The organism is Dokdonella ginsengisoli (assembly GCF_042652785.1).
Taxonomy (GTDB): Bacteria; Pseudomonadota; Gammaproteobacteria; order Xanthomonadales; family Rhodanobacteraceae; genus Dokdonella_A; species Dokdonella_A ginsengisoli.
This window is the reverse complement of record NZ_JBHSHD010000016.1, coordinates 28,554-46,699: the sequence shown is the minus strand read 5'-3', so window position 1 is coordinate 46,699 and position 18,146 is coordinate 28,554. Positions and strand designations below refer to the sequence as shown.

Sequence of the window (18,146 nt, the reverse complement as noted above, 5' to 3'; positions counted from 1 at the left end):
GAGAGCCTCGTGCTCGCCGGTCCAGTTGCCGGTACGCCAATCCTGCATCGTCCGCCACCTTCGCCCAGCGGCGCTCGTGGCGGACTCCATCTCAGTCAGGAGTCCACAGACATGCCCAGATCATCCAAGACGCATGGCGCACCGACCAGCATTCCAACCTTCGTCCCACGCGCCGAGCTAGAGCCGAAGTCATGGCGCAGGCGCATCTACCAGATCGACTTCTCACAAGAAACACGTAACTCCATACACGATGCGATTGAGGACGCGAGCGGAGTGGGTGGAAGAATGGTCTGGCACCTACTTTCCGAAGCGATGGAAACAATCCGCGATGAGCATCAGTTGCTCGATACTCACGTCGACGATGCCTACATTTATCTCTGCGAGCAGGTGGGCATCGATGTCGAACAGTTCCCGAAGCTGACGAAGGTAGAGCCGGTGGGGTTCTTCCAGTACGTCGTGACAGAGCTTCCGCACTTCAGCATCCCTAGGAGCGAAGTGCAGTGGAAAGTGCAAAGTAGCGCCTACTGGAAATGCTGGAAACGGTGGACTGCGTTGCAGTGCGAAGGGCGAGGCGGATGTGCCTACGATGACCATCGCCATTGCGATGAAATCTATGTCAGCCCGCACTTCTGGGGCCTCGCACAATCTCTCGAACGAGAGCATCGCGCCAAGGAAAAGCTGTTGGCTTCCATTGATGTGTCGCCGAGCCGCAAGGCCGCAAAGACGGCGAGCGAATCGCTCGCCCGTATCTCTATCGCATCTAGGGAGGCACGGTCGTGACTGGAAGGAATCCAACTGTGTCCGATGATCTCCCGTTCGATCCCAAGTTCAGGGTTTGGTCTCATCAACAAGACCAAGAGGCCCGCGAGGCCGGTCTTCCCTATGAGAACCACGAAGACCAAGTTCAGCGCTACATCGCGGAGGTGCTAGGCGCTCGAGCAAAGCAGCACAGGCGCACGCGCAAGCCCAACTCATTGCTCGGTGCAGATGACCTCGTTCTCCATCCGAAATTCGGAGCGTGGCGCATTCGCCAGGAAAGGGCGGCAAGACGTGCAGGACGTCCAGAAGAACCCGTGGATGCCCTGGTCCAACGGTATTTGGTTGAGACGGAGGGCCCGTTCGCGGCAGGATTCTATGCTGGGCTGCACCCGCCAAAAAAGTTGAGGCGCTCCCGCGCTCATGCGCGTGGGTTCGGAATCGTGGAGATTGATGGCTCGATCAGACCAGGGCGAGTGGGGGCGTGCCGCCATGCTCCCTCGTCAAGGACTGACGGCAGGTCGATATCGGAACCAAGCTCAAGGCCAGCTGGCGTCCTGCTTCTGGCTGTGGAGCGTGTAGCGAGGGAGTTCCCGGTGTCTGAGCGTGCGCAAGTTCGCACGGCGCTCCAATCGTGGCGCAACGAGGACTGGCGAGCGTATTCATCGATAGCATCTGATGACGGCGCAGCAATCGCCTTCCAGAAAGTTGAGGCCTCTCGCATGGTGCTGGCTATGAGTGTTACAGAGGGGGGCGATCTGCTGCTGTTGCAAGCCAGAGCCGCACTGAAATTCATGGCCTCGATGCGTCACTAGCAGCCATTCCAGAATCGCCACGGCTAGGCCGGCCAGCCGAACGCGGGGCACCTTCCCCCGTTGCCGTGGCGCTCTTTGAAGGGCGCGGAGGTGCGCGCATGGCAAACATCCTGCAAAAGGGAATGGTCTCGCTGCTTGGCTCAAACGATGAGCGAGCAGCACACATTTTTATTTCCGACACGTTAGTGGCGGCTTTACTCGGGGACGAGGGCCGCGCGTCGGCCGCATTTGCGACATTGGCAGAAGTCTTCCGTCAGGGGCGTTCCCTGCCAGCTGAGTTCGCCCCCTTGGTAGCGGTTTTACTCGATCGTGCGGCGACTTCCGAGGGGGCCTGCAAGGCGATTTCGCGTGCTGAAGTCAGGGTTGGAAGACGAAAGAATGCGGATCGCGACTCACTCATAGTCGCTCAGGAGCGAGTAATGCGGCATGAAGTATCAAAGAAGAGCGCGCGCATGGCTATCTTGGCTGGAATGCATTCACTTAGTGTGAACGCGGTCAAGACGATCCTAGACGCAGATGTACGTCGATGGAAGGAAGCGGATGAGGTCATCAAGCGTGCAGATGCGCTCATTGCGGCTACAGAGACAGAAGATGCGGTGAAAAACTAGCCACAATGTTCACCTCTACGCCTTGTTGCGTCTAGACAAGAAAAACTAATCATAGGCATCGCCTCGTCTGAGGACGTCCGTCGCAATGCAGTGACGGACGAACTATAGGAGACGCGATGCAAGACCTTCCCGCCACAGGCTTCCTGCGCTTGCCGCAGGTTCTATCCGTAATCCCAGTCAGCAAAAGTACCTGGTGGGCTGGCGTCAGAAACGGCCGCTATCCCCAGCCAGTCCGCTCGCTCGGTGAACGAATCACCGCTTGGCGCGCCGAAGACGTGCGCGCGTTGATTGCCTCTGTCAGTGGTCCCGGCGATCAGCAGGAGGCGGCATGAACACGCCTCAGAAACGATTTGGCCCCGGTAGCGGTAGCACGCTGCCCGAGGCCACTAACCACATCGATCGTATCCGCAATTCTAGCGCACTCGACGGCTATCGCGCACTGTGTGGTGACGAGCCCCGAGCATCTCACAACAACGAACACGCTACGCGTTCGTTACCGAAGAGCTGGCGCGATCGGTTGCTTCACCCGAGCGTCTACTACCGCGCCCACATCGCGGGGCTCAGCAAGCCCAGCGCGAGCGGCTGGGCTGTTGGCCCGTGCCCGTTTCATGCTGACACGAACAGCAGCCTTAGCGTCCAACTGACGGAAACGCGGGGCGGATTCCGCTGTTCGCACTGCGGCGTCGGCGGGGATCTCATTGGATTCGAAATGCGCCGGCTCGGCCAGTCGTTCGCCGAGGCTGTTATCCGCCTGGTGCGGGGGTGCGCATGACAGCCGCTTCGTCGAATGTTATCCAAGATAGCGATCCGTTCGAACTGATTCTGTCGCATGCCAATGGAGTAAGACGCCTCGGGCCGAATCGCGCGACGTTCAAGGCTCCAACCCGAGAGGATCGGACCGCTTCGGTTTCGCTGGCGCGCGGTGCTGATGGCGCCGTTCTACTACACGACTTCGGTGGCGACTCGGCGAGGGACATTCTTGAGGCGATGGGACTGTCTTTGGCATCCCTCTACCCACAATGCGAAAGGCGCGACATGACGCCGTCTGAGCGTTCCGAGATGCGAATGCACGCCAAGATCGCAGGATGGTCGGCGGCTCTCGGAGTTCTCGATCGCGAAGCGACTGTTGTCCTGTGCGCAGCGGCCTATCCGGAGAGAGGCGAACCGCTCGCGGCCGATGACCAGGCGCGACTCAGTATTGCTTGCCAACGGATCCATGACGCGCGCGAGGTGCTCAATGCGCGCAGCTGAGAAAAGGTTCGCAAATCTTGATGAGCAGGCAGAGCGCGAGCTCGCGACTGTGCAAAGGCTCACTGATCGGCGAGAGTTTTCGTTCGCCGGAAAACAGGAAGAAGCCCAAGCAGTCATCGAGATCATTCCAGCTACCTCTATCAAGTGTGTCCCCATGGATTGGGTTTGGCGCGGCTATTTCGCGCGAGGCAAGTTTCATGTAATCGCCGGCCCTCCTGGTGTTGCCAAGACGACGATAACTATGTCGTTTGCCGCCACCATTTCTAGTGGTGGTTATTGGCCGTGCGGAGCGCGGGCAAAACGCGGCAATGTAGTCATCTGGTCCGGCGAGGACGACGTAGCGGATACGCTGGTTCCTCGTCTTCATGCTGCCGGTGCCGACTTGTCACGCGTGTTTTTCATCGGCGATACGAAGGTCGGCAATGAGGTCAGACCCTTCGACCCAGCCAATGATCTTCCGGCTCTTGAGCTGGAGGTACTGCGTATCGGCGACGTGGCACTGATCATTGTCGATCCGGTAGTAACAGCGGTCGGTGGCGATTCCCACAAGAACACCGAGGTTCGGCGCGGTCTTCAGCCACTTGTGAACATGGCAGATCGCCTTGGCGCTGCTGTGATAGGCATTTCCCACTTTTCGAAGGGGTCAAGTGGTCGCGATCCGGTCGAGCGTGTTACGGGAAGCATCGCGTTTGGTGCGGTTGCCCGAGTTGTCATGGTTGCGGCGAAACGCAGCGACGAAGAAGAAGGCCCTGCACGATTGTTCGCACGTGCCAAGTCGAACATCGGCCCCGATGGCGGTGGGTTCGCCTACGAACTTGAGCAAGTCGAGGTTGAACCGGGCATTTCGGCCTCTGTTGTTCGCTGGGGGGCTGCATTGGATGGGACCGCGCGGGAGCTACTCGGTGACTTCGAGGAGATCGATGGCGGTCCGCGCAATGAGGCAGCAGAGTGGCTCCGAACCGAGCTTAGCCGTGGCGAAGTGCCAGTGAAGAAGCTCAAGGCCGAAGCCAATGGCGCTGGCGCCTCTTGGCGAACAATCGAAACCGCCAAGCGTGATCTCGGCGTGATCGCAGAGCGCATCAGCTCCGGAAACTCTGGCGGTGGGTATTGGGTCTGGCGGCTTCCTACCAGCAACACCGCAAACACCAAGGCCGCAAGCCTCACCACAGAATCTTGCGGCCTTGCGGAATTGCCAATGGTGGCGCGGGTTCCAGAGGCTTCCAAGGCCGCAACACCGCAAGAATTTATGGCATGCGGTGTTGCGGTTTTGCCTATCGAGGAAGTGACGCTATGAGCGCGGTCACTCTTCGGGAACTCAACGACCACGGGATCCGCCTCGCGGTCGTTGAGAATCATTTGAAAGTGGCAGCACCAAGCGGCACGCTGACACCGGAACTCACGGAACGCATTCGGGTGAGCAAGCCCGCCTTGATCGTGAGCATCCGACTATCGGAACTTCGCAGTCGCCTGCGGCATATCGCTGAGGTCGAGGTCGTCGACACCTCGCTGATCGATACGCTTCCAGATGCGGACGTGCTCGATTGCGAACTGTTGCCAGAGCGCGCCCGCAGGGCATTCGTTCTGGCGTTGAGGGATACCCATCTGCGCGCGCAGGGAAAGTGTCCCGCTGGTGAAACCGCCCCGGCGCTCTGCCGTAAGTGCGGCCCCGTTTGGTTGGCTCCCGAGGTCGCGGCGCATGCGCCCATCATCTCGGGTTGGCCCATAGTTCTCGGTTGTCCGTGGTGCTCGTGTCAGCGGCAAGGCCGAGGTATCCCTCGGCCCCCGGTGACTTGTGCTGAGTGCATCTTCTTTGTCCGAGATTCCATCAACCCTGCCGGTGGCCTAGGCACCTGCGGCAAGGGCGTGGAAGCGAATGTTCCTGCCTATCCCCATGCCAAGCGCCAATGCGCGGAGTTCAATCCGAGAGGACCAACATGAGCGCACTTCTCGAAGAGGTCGAGGCGCAGCTCCAGGGGGTTCTCGACGTCTCGCACGCCGCAATCATGGGCGAGGACATCGGTGATCCCCAGCAACGCGTTCTGTTCTACATGCAACTACTGACCCTACAGCTAGACGTCATCAATACCTGCATTGCCAAGCTTAAGACGGAGAGAGAAACCCATGCAGCAGAACATTCCGACCAATCTCTACGAGTTCTCAACTGATCCGTCTGGCCTAGCCGACCTGTACGCGGATCAGCAGAAGCTCCAACAGCGTCAAGCACTCGCGCAGGCGCTGATGAACTCCACCTACATTCCAAACTCTGGGACCGCCGGCTTGCTCGCTGGTGCAGCGTCGATGATTCGCGGCCACATGATGCAGAACGAGGACGAGGGGAAAGTCTCGGACTGGTTTCGTCGGTACTTCGATCAGCAGAACAAGTCGGCCGCAGCACAACGGCAGCGTCAGCTCGAAGACGATCAGCGCAAGATGCAGCAGGAGATACTCAAGGATACGACCGTCGCTCGTAGCAAGGCGCAGTCCGAGGCGCAAGCGAAACGAGACTTCCCAGAGGTGAAGTACGACTCGTCGTCGGGCGGCTTCGTTGATCCGTTGAACATGAAGTTCACGCCGAACCAGGAAGCGCAGAACTTCATGCTGCAAAAGGCGCATGCAGGCAGAGCTGTGACCAGCATCAACATGGCGAACGAGAACGCCTTCCAGAAGGCGCTCGGGGAGAAGGATGCGGGCGAGTTCGTGAAGTGGCGCGACCGAGCCATCGCCGCCAACAACACGCTCAAGCAGGCGGACGTCATCGAGCAGATCCTGAGCAACACCCAGACGGGCAAGATTCCCGAAGCCATGGCGATGGCGGGCCAATACTTCGGAACGCAGGCGGGTGCCGACCTCCAGTCGCTCAAGGGCGCTATCCAGCCGGCAGTCCTGGAGCGAGTGAAGCAGCTTGGCACGGGTTCCGGGATCTCGAATGCGGACCGCGAGTTCATCGAAAAGGGAATGCCCGGCTTCGGCAATGACCCTCGTGCCAACGCCCGCCTCCTGAACATCATGCGCACGGCGTCGAAGTTCGACATCGACGAATACCAGCGCGCGCAGGACTACGTAAACAAGAACAGGACGCTTGCCGGCTATGTGCCGAGTGCTCCGACCAGGCCGGCGGAGGCTACGTCTGCCTCTCAAGCGATGAAGGCTCCGAAGGACATGACTGACGCGGAGATTCGAGCCGCATTGGGGTTGGGCCCATGAATGCAGAACTACTTCTAGAGGCAGAGCGACGCGGAATTCTCCCGCCCGCACAACAGGACATGCTCGCGGAGGCGCGCCGTCGAGGGTTGATTGGTGCTGCCCCCGAAGAGCCGGGAATGCTGCAGCAGATTGGTCGACAGGCCGGGCTTGCTGGACGTTACGCGATCGAGGGCGCTGGCAATCTACTTGGTATCGCGGCTGACCCTATCGGCCAGACCATCGACTATCTCGCCCCACGGAACCACGATCTGTCGTCGCTGGTGACAGGGGAAGCGCCTCGCTACCAGCGGACGGGTGAGTCGGCTTCTCAGCTCGCGGACTGGATCGGACTGCCGAAGCCGGAGGGTTCCCTGGAGGAAGGCATTGGGAACGCTTCGCGCGCGCTCGTCGGGACGGGACTCATGATGGGCGGTGGCCTTGCCGCTGGCGCTCCGCAGATGGCGGCGCAGCCCTTATCGCAGGCGGCCAGCACTCTGACGGGATCCGCAGCTCAGGAGATCGCCAAGGCTCGGGGCGCGACGGAAGGCGAACAAACGTTGGCTGCCCTGGCTGGAGGTCTGGGTCCTTCAGTAGCCGCAGCCGCTGGCGGTGCTGCACTGCGCGGAGCTGTGCGTGGCGGTGAGCAAAGCCGGCAGGCGATGCAGTCAACCATCGATGCCTTCCAGACCGCAGGCACCACGCCGACCGTGGGACAGGCGACCGAAGGGCGTACTGCGCAAGCCTTGGAATCCCTCCTGGCCCGTGTTCCCGGGTCCGCTGGAGTCATGGCCAAGTTCGCCGGCAAGCAGGCCGACCAGATTGGCGATGCGGTAAGGGCGAATGCAGATGGGCTTGCGGTCAACGCCAACCCGGCCGCAGCGGGTCGAGCGATCGAGCGAGGGATTGCCGGTCCCGGTGGATTCGTGGAGCGGTTCAAGTCACAAGCACGCGATCTGTACGATAGGGTCGACCAGTTCATGCCCGGAGACACCCAGGTTCCTCTGCGGGCGACACAGTCGTTCTTCGCGCGTGTCTCGACACCGACGAAGGGAGCGGAGGCCACCAGCGCTCTCCTGGCGAATCCGAAGTTGTCAGCGATCGGGAATGCCCTGGACGAGGATATGAAGTCTGCCCTGGCCGCAGGTGGACAGTCCGGCCAGCTCCCCTATGAAGCCGTGAAGCAGCTTCGCACGCGGGTTGGCGAGATGATCGCCAATGCGGGACTCGTCTCCGATGTACCACGAGGCGAACTGAAGCAGCTCTACGGAGCGCTGTCACAGGACATCCGCAACCAGGCAGCGCGAGATCCCAAGGCATTCGCTGCCACGAATCGTGCGGAGAACTACTACCGCGCCGGCATGGATCGACTAGAGCGCGTCGAGGCGGTCGTGGATCGTGCAGGCGGTCCGGAGAAGGTATTCCAGGCAGCGCTCAGCGGCACTCGTGAAGGCGCAAGCACGCTGCACGGCGTCATGCAGAGCCTGAAGCCCGAGGAGGCCAAGATCGTCACGAGTGCAGTCGTGCGCAGGCTTGGCAGCGCCAACCCGAGTGCCCAGAACGAACTCGGCGACGCCTTCAGCACGGAATCCTTCCTGACCAACTGGAACAAGCTCAGCGGAGCGGCGAAGCAAGTCCTGTTCGATCGGATGGGGCCGACTTTTCGCAACGACTTGGACCAAATAGCCAAGGCAACGTCCAACGTTCGTGACGGTTCGATGGTGTTCCGCAATCCGGCCGGCACGGCGGGTGCAGCCACGCAGGCGACGACTGCGGCAACGGCCGTCACCGCGCTCCTCAGCGGGCATTACGGAGCCGCAGCGGGCATAGTCGCAGGCGTGGCCGCGGCGAATCTCAGCGCAAGGCTGATGACGAATCCCACGTTCGTGCGATGGCTGGCGAGGCAGACCACCGTCCCGGTCCATGCATTGCCGTCCCAGGTTTCCGTCTTGGCGAACATGGCCGAACGAGGAAGTGATCCTGATCTGACGGATGCCGCTCAATTGTTCGGTAATCAAGGAGTTCAATGATGCGTGGAGGAAAGAGAGACGGCGCCGGCCGCAAGCTCGGCGGCGTGAACAAGATGTCCAAGAAGGCCAGGGAGGAAGCCGCCAAGACTGGCGAGCTTCCGCACGAGTACCTGCTACGGATCTCGCGAGGCGAAGAGATCGACGGCTACAAGCCAACCTTCACCGAGCGTATGGATGCGGCGAAGGCAGCTGCTCCGTACTTCGCTCCCAGGTTGTCCACGACGGACGTCAATGCAAGAGTCCGTGGCGAACTGAGCGCGGCGGAGATGACCGACGAGGAGCTGCTGGCAGTCGCCCAGCAGGGCCGGTGAATCTCAATCAAGGATTCTATTGGTCATAGCCTTGTACCCATGCGGTGGCCAGCCAAGTGCGATAGCCTGATGCGCAGGGGAGGGGCCATGACCGGCTGGAATCGTCTTGTGATTGTTCGGTGCCTCTGCTGGGGCGCAATCGTCGGCTACTTGGCGCTCGATCAGTGGCAGCGCGTCCCGACTGCGGAGCGCATGCGCACGGAAGCGATAAGAAAGCTGTGCTCTGAGGATGTCGCCACGTTGCCGCTGAACACCCTTGAGATGCTGGGGCAACCTTACCCCGATATGCCAATGAGTGATTCCGTTCGAGCGCTCAAGGAGCACGGTGGCAACTGCTACTTCGCAAAGACCAAGGATTGGGCAGCAATGGAAGCGTCGATGCGTTGGGGGCTTGCGGCCAAATGGCTGGCAATCTTCCTCTTCCCGAGCACCCTTCTATGGTTGGCGATTCGATGGATCGCGCAAGGGTTCGCTGCGAGCGGCCAAACCGGAAGGGCGTCGTGACGTAGGGTGCTTCAGCCGCACCCCTCTGGCTGGAAAGGAAGAATTCGAGCCGCCGCCGTACTTTTGCTGTTATGCGGTCGGAGGCGTAGCCAAGCAGGGCTGCATTGGTGCCCACCAGCACAAGAATGGGTAGCTGCTTGGGTAGCTAGAACGCGAATCTATGACGTATCTGTCTCAGAAACCGCATCACATTGCGGTGTCCGAGTTTACCGTCAGTAGTTCATGAAATACCCGCCGTTCACCGGGATGTTCGCGCCGGTGATGAAGCCGGCGTCGTCGGCGGAGAGGAAGTCGACGACGCGCGCGATCTCGTGCGGTTCGCCGAGGCGGCCGACCGGGATGTCGGCGACGATCTGGTTGCGGATGTCCTCCGGCACGGCCATGACCATGGCGGTCTTGCAGTAGCCCGGCGAGACGCTGTTGACGGTGACGCCCTTGCGCGCGACTTCGCGGGCGAGCGCCATCGTGAAGCCGTGCATGCCGGCCTTGGCGGCGGAGTAGTTGGTCTGGCCGAACTGGCCGGTCTGGCCGTTCACCGACGAGATGTTGACGATGCGGCCGAAGCCCTGCGCGGTCATGGCGTCGACGACATGGCGGCACATGTTGAACACGCCTTCGAGGTTGACCTTGAGCACGTCGATCCACTGCTCGGGGGCCATCTTGCGCAGGCTGGTGTCGCGCGTGATGCCGGCCGCGTTGACCAAGATCGACACCGGGCCGTGCTGCCTGGTGATGCGCTCGACGAGTTCGGCGCAGGCCTGGAAGTCGGCGACGTTGAGCGGCTCGAATACGACCGAGTCGGCGAATTCGGCCATTTCCGTGCGGAACTGCTCGACGCGCTCGGTGCGGCTGGCGAGGTCGACGGCGACGACGAAGCGCCCGGAGCGGGCGAGGTATTTGCAAATTTCCGTGCCGAGTCCGCCGATTCCGCCGGTGACGATCGCGATACGCTTGCTCATCGATGATTCCTGCTCGTGCGCTGCGGCAATCGACGCAGCCAAAATTTGCTGCGGCGCAGCGCGCGGGATGCTAGGAACGTGACGGAAACGTGTCAAGGCCCGAACGGCACGGGCCCGAAACTCAGGATTTGGGGTCTTTCTTGGTCTTCGACGGATCGAAGGCGCCGTTGCGCACGCTGTTCGCGGCGCTGGTGAGGAAGCCCTGCTGCAGCGACTTCCACAGATCCATGTTGCGCTCGGTCAGGTCGTTGAGCATCGACCACGGCGTCTGCCCGAGGATGTTGCTCAGCTGGCTGCGGAACTGCTGCTGCTGGTCGAGGAAGATCTGCAGGCTGCGCTCCAGATAACCGCCCATGAAGCCCTGCAGCGAATCCCCGTAGAAGCGGATGATCTGCGACAGCAGCTTGGTGGTGAACATCGGCTGGCCGCGTTCCTCGTACTCCGAGATGATCTGCAGCAGCACCGAACGGGTCAGGTTCTCGCCGGTCTTGGCGTCGCGGACCTCGAACTCCTCGTCGTCCAGCACCAGCTGGCGGACTTCCTCCAGCGTGATGTAGCTGGAGATTTCGGTGTCGTAGAGACGCCGGTTCGGGTACTTCTTGATGATGCGGATTTCGGCCATTCCGCAACGCTAGCAGAATGTGTCGCGGCGCACCAGTTTCGGATGCTGCGCAGCAAACGTTCGTTGGGGGGAAATGCTGCGGTTTGGCGAGTGCGCGTTGGGGGGCAGGCGAGGCTGCGAGGGCGAAAGGAGAATGCGCCCGGAAGCAAATTGGGCAGTGCGAAGATCGGGGCTCGAAGGTGCTTGGCCGGGTCTGGAGCAACCATCCCTGGTACGTCCCTTACGCCATCCATGGCTGGCCGTCCCTGGCGGACCCTCCCACTCGGCATCCCTGCCTCATCTGGTGATGCGCACGGCCGATGCCAGACGGCATCGGCCAAGCACGCGCATCACCAACCCATGTACTGGCCGCCGTTGATGGCGAGGTTGGCGCCGGTGATCCAGTTCGCGCGTTCGTCGGCGAAGAAGCCGACGGCATAGGCGATCTCGTCCGGTTCGCCGAGGCGGCCGAGCGGAATCTGCGCGACGATCTTCGCGCGCACGTCTTCCGGCACCGCCATGACCATGTCGGTGCCGACGTAGCCCGGGGAGACCGTGTTCACCGTGATGCCGAACTTCGCGTTCTCCTGCGCCAGCGAGATCGTGAAGCCGTGCATGCCGGCCTTGGCGGCGGCGTAGTTGGCCTGTCCGTACTGGCCCTTCTGGCCGTTGATCGAGCTGATCTGCACGATGCGGCCCCACTTGCGGTTGCGCATGCCGTCGATGACCGGGCGCGTCACGTTGAAGCAGGAGCCGAGGTTGGTGTTGATGACCTCTTGCCACTGCAGCGCGTTCATCTTGTGGAACGTGGTGTCGCGCGTGATGCCGGCGTTGTTGATCAGGATGTCGATCGGGCCGAGCTGCTTCTCGACCTCGCGCACCATGGCTTCGGCCGCCGCCGCGTCGGCCACGTCGCCGGGAGCGATCGCGAACTCGAAGCCGTCCTTGCGCTGCGCCTCCTGCCAGGCCCGGGCCTTCGTCTCGTCGCGATAGTTGGTGGCCACCTTGTGGCCGAGTTTCGCGAGATGCCGGCAGATGGCCGTGCCGATTCCGCCAGTACCGCCGGTGACCAGGGCGACGCGCGTCGTCATGAGTCTTGCTCCTTCGCTTTCGTTGGGGTGGGGACGCAGGCAGTGTCCGTTTCGATTGTGCCCGCGGCGTCAGCAAACGTCCTTCCGCAGCGCCGCAAACGGCGCCGGTGCCGCGGTCGTGCGCGGGATGCGGCCGGGATCGAAGGCGGCGAGCGCCGCGGAGAGTAGGGTCCGCACGTTGCGTGCATGCGGCGCCGGCTGGCCGAGGAACTGCAAGGCCGCGCGCAGGGACGGCAGCGGATCGGATGCGTCGACGGGCAGCGCGCGGTCGTGCTTGCTCAGCTTGCGTCCGTCCGCGCCGAGCGCGAGCGGCAGGTGCGCGTACTCCGGCTGCGGCAGGCCGAGCAGGCGCTGCAGCAGGATCTGCCGCGGCGTGGAATCGAGCAGATCCGCGCCGCGCACGATCGCGGTGACGTCCTGCGCGTCGTCGTCGACCACCACGGCGAGCTGGTAGGCGGTGGTGTCCTCGACCCGCCAGACCACGAAATCGCCGACCTCGCGGCGAAGATCCTGCCGCTGCGGACCCTGGACGCCGTCGACGAATTCGATCGTCTCGTCCGGCACGCGCAGGCGCCATGCGGGTGGACGCACGGGGTCCGGGCCAGCGACGCACTGCGGCGGATGGATGCCGCCGGCGGCGGCCAGGTCGCTGCGGCTGCACCAGCACGGATAGACCAGATCCTGCCGCCGCAGCCGCTCGAGCGCGGCGCGATAGATCGCGTCGCGCTCGCTCTGACGGATCACCGGCCGGTCGGATTGGAAACCGAACGCCTGCAGCGTCGCGAGGATGTCTTCGGTCGCGCCCTGAACGACCCGTTCACGATCGAAGTCCTCGACGCGGACCAGCCACTCGCCGTCGGCGGCGCGCGCGAACAGCCAGCTGCCCAGCGCGGCCACCAGCGAGCCGAAATGCAGGCGGCCGCTCGGCGACGGCGCGAAGCGGCCGCGATGGATCGTCATGGATGGCGTGTTCCGCTGCGGAACCTGCCACGTCGATCGAGGTCCAAGGTCCGGCTCGTGATCGCGATTGAAACAGGATAGGCTTTAAAAAGCCTGTCGGGGAACCTATCCACAGCGATGTCCAAGCGCCGCGTTCCGCGGCGGCTTCGGGTGCGGGCCAATCGAATTGGCGAATCGGAGTCGAGGTAGACCATGTTGCGCATCGTTCTTTTCGTCCTGACCAACCTGGCGGTGATGCTGCTGTTGACCATCGTGGTCAAGCTGACCGGCATCGACGTCTACACGCAGCGGGAAGGCGGCATCAACCTGCAGGGCCTGCTGATCATGTCCGCCGTGATGGGCATGGGCGGCTCCTTCATTTCGCTGGCGATGTCCAAGTGGATCGCCAAGCGCTCGGTCGGCGCCGAGGTCATCACGCAGCCGCGCAACGAGAGCGAAGCCTGGCTGCTCGACACCGTGCGCCGCCAGGCCGAGCAGGCCGGCATCGGCATGCCCGAGGTCGCGGTCTACGAAGGGCCGGAAATGAACGCGTTCGCGACCGGCATGAGCAAGAACAACTCGCTGGTCGCGGTCAGCACGGGCCTGCTGCAGAGCATGGACCGCGCCCAGGTCGAGGCCGTGCTCGGCCACGAGGTCAGCCACATCGCCAACGGCGACATGGTCACCATGACCCTGATCCAGGGCGTGCTGAACACGTTCGTGATCTTCTTCGCGCGCGTGCTGGGTACCGTCATCGACCGCGCCATCAGCGGCAACCGCGACGGCGGCAACGGCTTCGCCTACTTCGCGATCGTCATCGCCCTGCAGATCGGCCTGGGCTTTCTCGCCTCGCTGATCGTCATGTGGTTCTCGCGCTGGCGCGAGTTCCGTGCCGACGCCGGCGGCGCGCACCTGGCCGGCCGCCAGAAGATGATCTCGGCGCTCGAGCGCCTGGCCGGCAACCACGGCGAGAGCACGCTGCCGAAGGCGATCCAGGCGTTCGGCATCTCCGGTGAGGGCGGCATTGCGCGCCTGCTGATGAGCCACCCGCCGATTCCCGAGCGCGTCGCCGCGCTGCGCGCCGCGGCCTGATCCCGCGTCCCGGCCCGGGGCCGTCGCCGCTCAGGCGGCGCCCTGGGCCATCACTTTTTCGGGCTCCTGCAGGAAGTTGCCCTGCACGAAGTTCACCCCGCAGTTGAACAGGATCGACATGCTCGCCGCGTCCTCGACGAATTCGGCGACGGTCAGCTTGCCGGCGTGGTGTGCCTGCTCGCAGATGTCCTTGATGCGCTCCTGGTTTTCCTTGTGCTTGGGCAGTTCGGCCATGAAGCTGCGGTCGATCTTCAGATAGTGCGCGGGAATGTGCTTGAGCAGCTGGAACGAGTTCAGGCCGGAACCGAACTGCTCCAGTGCGAAGCCGCAGCGCAGCTGCTCCAGCCCTTTCAGGAAGGCGCGCGCCGGCTTCAGGTTCGTCACCACCTTGCTTTCGGGCATCTCGAACACCAGCGAGTCGGCGCGCTGGCGTGAGCTCTTGAGCTGCTGCGCGATCCACGGCAGCAGGGTCGGATCGTCCAGCGACTGCGGCGCGAGCTTGACGAAGAACGTCGTGCGGTGCCCGGCGCGCTCGCGCTCGGCGATCGCGCGGATCGCGTTGGCGATCACCCAGCGATCGATCGCCGGCATCTTGCCGTGATGTTCGGCCACCGGCAGGAACTGGCTCGGCGCGATCTCGCCCTGCGGCCCGCGCATGCGCAGCAGGATCTCGTAGAAGTCGCCGTCGGCGCCGTGCAGGCTGATGATCGGCTGGTAGTAGAGCACGAAGCCGTTTCCGGCCAGGGCGCGGTCGATCTGCTCGAGCCAGTGCCGGGAGGTCTCGGCGGCGGCCTTGTCCTGTTCGGAAGGATCGACCACGCGCACGCGGTTGCCGCCGCTGCTCTGCGCCTCGCGCAGCGTGGACTGCGCCAGTCCGAGCACGCCGTCGGCGCTCGCGTTGCGCTCGCCGATCAGTGCGCCGCCGACGCTGACGGTCAGGCTGATCGACTGGCGGCCGACCTCGAAGATGCGTTCGCCGAACGCGTTGCGCAATTTGTCGGCGAGCGTCTGCGTCGCCTCGCTGTCGCGCGCGCCGACCAGCACGCCGAAGGTGTGGTCGGCGATGCGCCCGGCGGTGTCGTGCTCGCCGACCAGGCTGCGCAGCAGCGCGGCCATGTCGCCGAGCAGCACGTCGGCGTTGCCGAGCCCGATCGTGTCGAGTACCTGCTTGAAGTTGTCTGGCTCGATCAGCAGCAGCGCCTGGTCGCCCGCGCCCTCGGCCGCCGCGGCGGCGGCGCGCTCGATCTGCGCGATCATGTGCTGGCGGTTGTACAGGTCGGTGATCAGGTCCTTCGAGCGCAGCGCGTCCAGTTCCTGTTCCAGCGCGGCGTCGGCGACCTGGCGACGGAAGGTGATCTGCTGGCAGGGTTCGCCTTCGAAGCTCGCCTCGGCGAACTCCATTGTCGCGTCGAACGTCGAATCGTCGCCGCGCTTGGCCTTGAGGTTCAGCCGCTGCGGCGGCTTCTCGCCCTTCGACAGGCGCTTGAGCAGCGCCTTGAAGTCGTCGGCGTCCTCGCCGGCGATCATGTCCAGGATCGACATGCCCTCGATGTCCTCGAAGCTGTCGTGGCCGAACATTTCCAGATAGGCGCGGTTGGCGCGCACGTGCATGCCCTCGTGCACGAAGGCGATCGGATCGCGCGAGGAGTCGAGCAGCGCCTCGCAGCGGCGCTCGGATTCGCGCAGGGCCGCTTCCAGGCGCCGAACGCTGCGGCGCATGCTCAGGGAGTCGAACTCGCGCCGCACGACGATCTGCACCAGTTCCTGCGACTCGCGCAGCACGACGGCGCGCGCGCCGTCGCGGAACGCCTGGATGATCGTCTCGCGGGTCAGTTCCCTGCCGCCGGCGATCAGCGCGACGTCGCGGCCGCCGCGCTCGGCCATCTCGCGCACCTGCGGCAGGGTCAGTTCGCGGCAGCCGAGGTCGACGATGATCAGGTCCGGCGTCTGCTGTTCGAGCGCGGCCTCGAGCTGCGCTTCGCTGGCGGCGCGTGCCGGGCGCACGGCGATGCCGCCGTTGCGCAGCATGCTGATGATCTGCTCGGCGTCGTCGACCGAGTCGTCGACCAGCAGCAGTTTGATGATGGAGTCGGATCGGGTCATCGGGCAGGGCGGTCAGGGAGGCGATGAGCGGAACAATCGTTGCGGGCGTCCCGCCGTGCCGGACCGCGCGACCGCGATACCTTGCGGAGGCGAAGATGACGTGAAGACGGAACGTCGGACCGCGGAGCGAGCGTCGGCCCTTCGATGCCTGCGTTCTACCGGATTCGCCGAAGCTTTTCCATCGACGCGTCGAAGCGACGCGCCGGTACCGCACTTACACAGGAAGTTTCGACGGCGCGCCGGCGACTTCGCGCACCAGCCGCGGCACCAGGTAGCCCGGCAGCCGCGCGCGCAGGGCGTCGACGAGCGCCAGCGCGGCGTCGTCCGGAACCTCGAAATGCGCGGCGCCGGCGACGCGGTCGAGCTGGTGCAGGTAGTAGGGCAGCACGCCGGCTTCGAACAGCCGCTCCGACAGCGCGGCCAGCACGTCGGCGTCGTCGTTGACCGCGCGCAGCAGCACTGCCTGGTTGAGCACGGTCGCGCCGGCGGCACGCAGCGCCGCGCAGGCGTCGGCGACGGCCGGGTCGATCTCCTGCGGATGATTGGCGTGCAGCACGACGACCTTCTGCAGCGGCAGGGCGGCGAGCCAGCCGCCGAACTCGGCGTCGACGCGCTCGGGCAGCACCACCGGCAGGCGGGTGTGGATGCGCAGCCGGCGCACGTGCGGGATCGACGTGAGCGCCTGCGTCAGTTCGGCCAGTTTCGGCGTCGACAGCGAGAGCGGGTCGCCGCCGGACAGGATCACCTCGCCGATCGACGCGTCCGCGCGCAGGTGCCCGAGTGCGAGCTGCCAACGGTTCGCCGCGGCGGTCTCCTCGGCGTACGGGAAGTGGCGGCGGAAGCAGTAGCGGCAGTGCACCGCGCAGGAGCCGGTGGCGATCAGCAGCGCGCGGCCGTCATATTTGTGCAGCAGGCCGTTCGCCGCCCGTGCGCCGAGGTCGCCGACCGCGTCGCGCGTGAAGCCGGGTACCTCGCCCAGCTCGGCCGCCTGCGGCAGCACCTGCAGCAGCAGCGGATCGGCCGGATCGCCGCGGCGCATGCGCGCGACGAAGCCGCGCGGCACGCGCAGGGCGAAGCCGGTATCGGCCGGCGGCAGCAGGTCGGCTGCGTGCGCGGAGAGGTCGAGCAGCCGCAGCAGCTCGACGGGATCGGTGACGGCCTCGCGCCAGATCTGCTGCCAGCGGCGCGGCTGCGCGGGCAGCGGCATTGCGGGTATCATAAACGGCTATCTGATTCTCAGCCTTCCATTCTAGCCGCTGTCGCGGCCCGAACCGAACCTCAGGAGACCCCATGGCCAGCTATGGCATGAACGACGTCAAGAACGGTCAGAAGATCATCGTGGACGGCTATCCGTGCACGATCGTCGACACCGAGTACGTCAAGCCCGGCAAGGGCCAGGCCTTCACGCGCGTCAAGTTCCGCAATCTCAAGAACGGCCGCACGCAGGAAATGACGATGAAGTCGACCGATTCGGTCGAGGCTGCCGACGTGATGGATACCGACATGGAGTTCCTCTACTCCGACGGCGAGTTCTGGCACTTCATGGACCCCTCCACGCACGAGCAGCTCGCCGCCGACGAGACCGCGATGGCCGATGCGTCGAAGTGGCTGAAGGGCAACGAGACCTGCATCATGACCCTGTGGAACGGCGCTCCGCTGACCGTGACGCCGCCGATCTTCGTCGAACTCGAGATCACCGAGACCGATCCGGGCGTGCGCGGCGACACCTCCGGCGGCGGCGGCAAGCCGGCCAAGCTCGAGACCGGCGCGGTCGTGCGCGTGCCGTTGTTCGTCGCGCAGGGCGAGAAGATCAAGGTCGACACGCGCACCGGCGAGTACATGTCGCGCGTGAAGTGAAGCGAGGGCTGAGGGCCGGGAGCTGAGGGCTGAACAGCGGTCCCACGTA

At 63.9% G+C, this 18,146-nt stretch carries 20 protein-coding genes; 14 read left to right on the top strand and 6 right to left on the bottom strand.

Annotated features, from left to right (window positions below; genetic code table 11):
• Positions 1-111: 111 nt before the first annotated feature.
• From ACFO6Q_RS18060 to ACFO6Q_RS18005, 12 genes are all read left to right on the top strand, one after another.
• The gene (locus ACFO6Q_RS18060) at positions 112-780 is read left to right on the top strand and encodes a hypothetical protein (RefSeq protein ID WP_380022521.1); all 669 of its coding nucleotides are present in this window, start codon (positions 112-114) and stop codon (positions 778-780) included.
• 889 nt (positions 781-1,669) lie between these two features.
• Positions 1,670-2,179 carry a hypothetical protein gene (locus ACFO6Q_RS18055; protein WP_380022520.1) on the top strand — a complete coding sequence of 170 codons (510 nt, stop codon included), beginning with the start codon at positions 1,670-1,672 and terminating at the stop codon, positions 2,177-2,179.
• Between the two features lie 116 nt (positions 2,180-2,295).
• Positions 2,296-2,511 carry a helix-turn-helix transcriptional regulator gene (locus ACFO6Q_RS18050; RefSeq protein WP_380022519.1) on the top strand — a complete coding sequence of 72 codons (216 nt, stop codon included), beginning with the start codon at positions 2,296-2,298 and terminating at the stop codon, positions 2,509-2,511.
• On the top strand, positions 2,508-2,951 hold the full coding sequence (locus ACFO6Q_RS18045) for a CHC2 zinc finger domain-containing protein (protein ID WP_380022518.1): 444 nt from the start codon (positions 2,508-2,510) through the stop codon (positions 2,949-2,951). The genes ACFO6Q_RS18050 and ACFO6Q_RS18045 overlap by 4 nt, the downstream gene beginning before the upstream one ends.
• Positions 2,948-3,430, top strand: a complete 483-nt coding sequence (locus ACFO6Q_RS18040; RefSeq protein ID WP_380022517.1) for a hypothetical protein — start codon at positions 2,948-2,950, stop codon at positions 3,428-3,430. The genes ACFO6Q_RS18045 and ACFO6Q_RS18040 overlap by 4 nt, the downstream gene beginning before the upstream one ends.
• Positions 3,417-4,724: an AAA family ATPase gene (locus tag ACFO6Q_RS18035; protein WP_380022516.1), complete on the top strand. Its 1,308-nt coding sequence runs from the start codon at positions 3,417-3,419 to the stop codon at positions 4,722-4,724. The genes ACFO6Q_RS18040 and ACFO6Q_RS18035 overlap by 14 nt, the downstream gene beginning before the upstream one ends.
• Entirely contained in the window at positions 4,721-5,368 is a 648-nt protein-coding gene (locus ACFO6Q_RS18030; RefSeq protein ID WP_380022515.1) for a TubC N-terminal docking domain-related protein, read from the top strand. The genes ACFO6Q_RS18035 and ACFO6Q_RS18030 overlap by 4 nt, the downstream gene beginning before the upstream one ends.
• Entirely contained in the window at positions 5,365-5,595 is a 231-nt protein-coding gene (locus ACFO6Q_RS18025; protein ID WP_380022514.1) for a hypothetical protein, read from the top strand. The genes ACFO6Q_RS18030 and ACFO6Q_RS18025 overlap by 4 nt, the downstream gene beginning before the upstream one ends.
• A complete protein-coding gene (locus tag ACFO6Q_RS18020) occupies positions 5,552-6,634 on the top strand; it encodes a hypothetical protein (protein ID WP_380022513.1) in 1,083 nt (360 codons plus the stop codon). The genes ACFO6Q_RS18025 and ACFO6Q_RS18020 overlap by 44 nt, the downstream gene beginning before the upstream one ends.
• A 116-nt stretch (positions 6,635-6,750) precedes the next feature.
• The gene (locus ACFO6Q_RS18015) at positions 6,751-8,640 is read left to right on the top strand and encodes a hypothetical protein (protein ID WP_380022512.1); all 1,890 of its coding nucleotides are present in this window, start codon (positions 6,751-6,753) and stop codon (positions 8,638-8,640) included.
• Entirely contained in the window at positions 8,640-8,951 is a 312-nt protein-coding gene (locus tag ACFO6Q_RS18010; RefSeq protein WP_380022511.1) for a hypothetical protein, read from the top strand. The genes ACFO6Q_RS18015 and ACFO6Q_RS18010 overlap by 1 nt, the downstream gene beginning before the upstream one ends.
• Positions 8,952-9,038: 87 nt before the next feature.
• On the top strand, positions 9,039-9,455 hold the full coding sequence (locus ACFO6Q_RS18005; protein WP_380022510.1) for a hypothetical protein: 417 nt from the start codon (positions 9,039-9,041) through the stop codon (positions 9,453-9,455).
• A gap of 212 nt (positions 9,456-9,667) precedes the next feature.
• Here the strand turns inward: ACFO6Q_RS18005 and phbB (ACFO6Q_RS18000) are convergent, their stop codons facing one another.
• From phbB (ACFO6Q_RS18000) to gluQRS, 4 genes are all read right to left on the bottom strand, one after another.
• Entirely contained in the window at positions 9,668-10,414 is a 747-nt protein-coding gene (phbB, locus tag ACFO6Q_RS18000; RefSeq protein WP_380022509.1) for an acetoacetyl-CoA reductase, read from the bottom strand.
• A 121-nt stretch (positions 10,415-10,535) separates the two neighbouring features.
• On the bottom strand, positions 10,536-11,036 hold the full coding sequence (gene phaR / locus ACFO6Q_RS17995; protein WP_380022508.1) for a polyhydroxyalkanoate synthesis repressor PhaR: 501 nt from the start codon (positions 11,034-11,036) through the stop codon (positions 10,536-10,538).
• A 329-nt stretch (positions 11,037-11,365) separates the two neighbouring features.
• Positions 11,366-12,106: an acetoacetyl-CoA reductase gene (gene phbB, locus ACFO6Q_RS17990; protein WP_380022507.1), complete on the bottom strand. Its 741-nt coding sequence runs from the start codon at positions 12,104-12,106 to the stop codon at positions 11,366-11,368.
• Between the two features lie 69 nt (positions 12,107-12,175).
• On the bottom strand, positions 12,176-13,066 hold the full coding sequence (gene gluQRS / locus ACFO6Q_RS17985) for a tRNA glutamyl-Q(34) synthetase GluQRS (protein ID WP_380022506.1): 891 nt from the start codon (positions 13,064-13,066) through the stop codon (positions 12,176-12,178).
• Positions 13,067-13,258: 192 nt separating this feature from the next.
• Here gluQRS and htpX point away from each other — a divergent pair, with 192 nt between their 5' ends.
• On the top strand, positions 13,259-14,137 hold the full coding sequence (gene htpX / locus ACFO6Q_RS17980; RefSeq protein ID WP_380022505.1) for a protease HtpX: 879 nt from the start codon (positions 13,259-13,261) through the stop codon (positions 14,135-14,137).
• Between the two features lie 30 nt (positions 14,138-14,167).
• Here htpX and ACFO6Q_RS17975 read toward each other — a convergent pair whose 3' ends face one another.
• Both ACFO6Q_RS17975 and epmB read right to left on the bottom strand, forming a co-directional pair.
• The gene (locus tag ACFO6Q_RS17975; protein ID WP_380022504.1) at positions 14,168-16,240 is read right to left on the bottom strand and encodes an EAL domain-containing response regulator; all 2,073 of its coding nucleotides are present in this window, start codon (positions 16,238-16,240) and stop codon (positions 14,168-14,170) included.
• A 214-nt stretch (positions 16,241-16,454) separates the two neighbouring features.
• Positions 16,455-17,447 (bottom strand): EF-P beta-lysylation protein EpmB, encoded by a 993-nt coding sequence (epmB, locus tag ACFO6Q_RS17970; protein WP_380022503.1) that lies wholly within the window; start codon positions 17,445-17,447, stop codon positions 16,455-16,457.
• 83 nt (positions 17,448-17,530) lie between these two features.
• Here epmB and efp point away from each other — a divergent pair, with 83 nt between their 5' ends.
• A complete protein-coding gene (efp, locus tag ACFO6Q_RS17965; RefSeq protein ID WP_380022502.1) occupies positions 17,531-18,097 on the top strand; it encodes an elongation factor P in 567 nt (188 codons plus the stop codon).
• The last annotated feature ends 49 nt before the right edge of the window (positions 18,098-18,146 follow it).

Coding starts and splice junctions, on each gene's coding strand:
- htpX (WP_380022505.1), top strand. CDS start 13,259: ATGTTGCGCATCGTTCTTTTCGTCCTGACCAACCTGGCGGTGATGCTG.
- ACFO6Q_RS18040 (WP_380022517.1), top strand. CDS start 2,948: ATGACAGCCGCTTCGTCGAATGTTATCCAAGATAGCGATCCGTTCGAA.
- efp (WP_380022502.1), top strand. CDS start 17,531: ATGGCCAGCTATGGCATGAACGACGTCAAGAACGGTCAGAAGATCATC.
- ACFO6Q_RS18060 (WP_380022521.1), top strand. CDS start 112: ATGCCCAGATCATCCAAGACGCATGGCGCACCGACCAGCATTCCAACC.
- gluQRS (WP_380022506.1), bottom strand. CDS start 13,066: ATGACGATCCATCGCGGCCGCTTCGCGCCGTCGCCGAGCGGCCGCCTG.
- ACFO6Q_RS18055 (WP_380022520.1), top strand. CDS start 1,670: ATGGCAAACATCCTGCAAAAGGGAATGGTCTCGCTGCTTGGCTCAAAC.
- ACFO6Q_RS18035 (WP_380022516.1), top strand. CDS start 3,417: ATGCGCGCAGCTGAGAAAAGGTTCGCAAATCTTGATGAGCAGGCAGAG.
- phaR (WP_380022508.1), bottom strand. CDS start 11,036: ATGGCCGAAATCCGCATCATCAAGAAGTACCCGAACCGGCGTCTCTAC.
- phbB (WP_380022507.1), bottom strand. CDS start 12,106: ATGACGACGCGCGTCGCCCTGGTCACCGGCGGTACTGGCGGAATCGGC.
- epmB (WP_380022503.1), bottom strand. CDS start 17,447: ATGCCGCTGCCCGCGCAGCCGCGCCGCTGGCAGCAGATCTGGCGCGAG.
- ACFO6Q_RS18050 (WP_380022519.1), top strand. CDS start 2,296: ATGCAAGACCTTCCCGCCACAGGCTTCCTGCGCTTGCCGCAGGTTCTA.
- ACFO6Q_RS18030 (WP_380022515.1), top strand. CDS start 4,721: ATGAGCGCGGTCACTCTTCGGGAACTCAACGACCACGGGATCCGCCTC.
- ACFO6Q_RS18010 (WP_380022511.1), top strand. CDS start 8,640: ATGCGTGGAGGAAAGAGAGACGGCGCCGGCCGCAAGCTCGGCGGCGTG.
- ACFO6Q_RS18025 (WP_380022514.1), top strand. CDS start 5,365: ATGAGCGCACTTCTCGAAGAGGTCGAGGCGCAGCTCCAGGGGGTTCTC.
- ACFO6Q_RS17975 (WP_380022504.1), bottom strand. CDS start 16,240: ATGACCCGATCCGACTCCATCATCAAACTGCTGCTGGTCGACGACTCG.
- ACFO6Q_RS18015 (WP_380022512.1), top strand. CDS start 6,751: ATGCTGCAGCAGATTGGTCGACAGGCCGGGCTTGCTGGACGTTACGCG.
- ACFO6Q_RS18045 (WP_380022518.1), top strand. CDS start 2,508: ATGAACACGCCTCAGAAACGATTTGGCCCCGGTAGCGGTAGCACGCTG.
- ACFO6Q_RS18005 (WP_380022510.1), top strand. CDS start 9,039: ATGACCGGCTGGAATCGTCTTGTGATTGTTCGGTGCCTCTGCTGGGGC.
- ACFO6Q_RS18020 (WP_380022513.1), top strand. CDS start 5,552: ATGCAGCAGAACATTCCGACCAATCTCTACGAGTTCTCAACTGATCCG.
- phbB (WP_380022509.1), bottom strand. CDS start 10,414: ATGAGCAAGCGTATCGCGATCGTCACCGGCGGAATCGGCGGACTCGGC.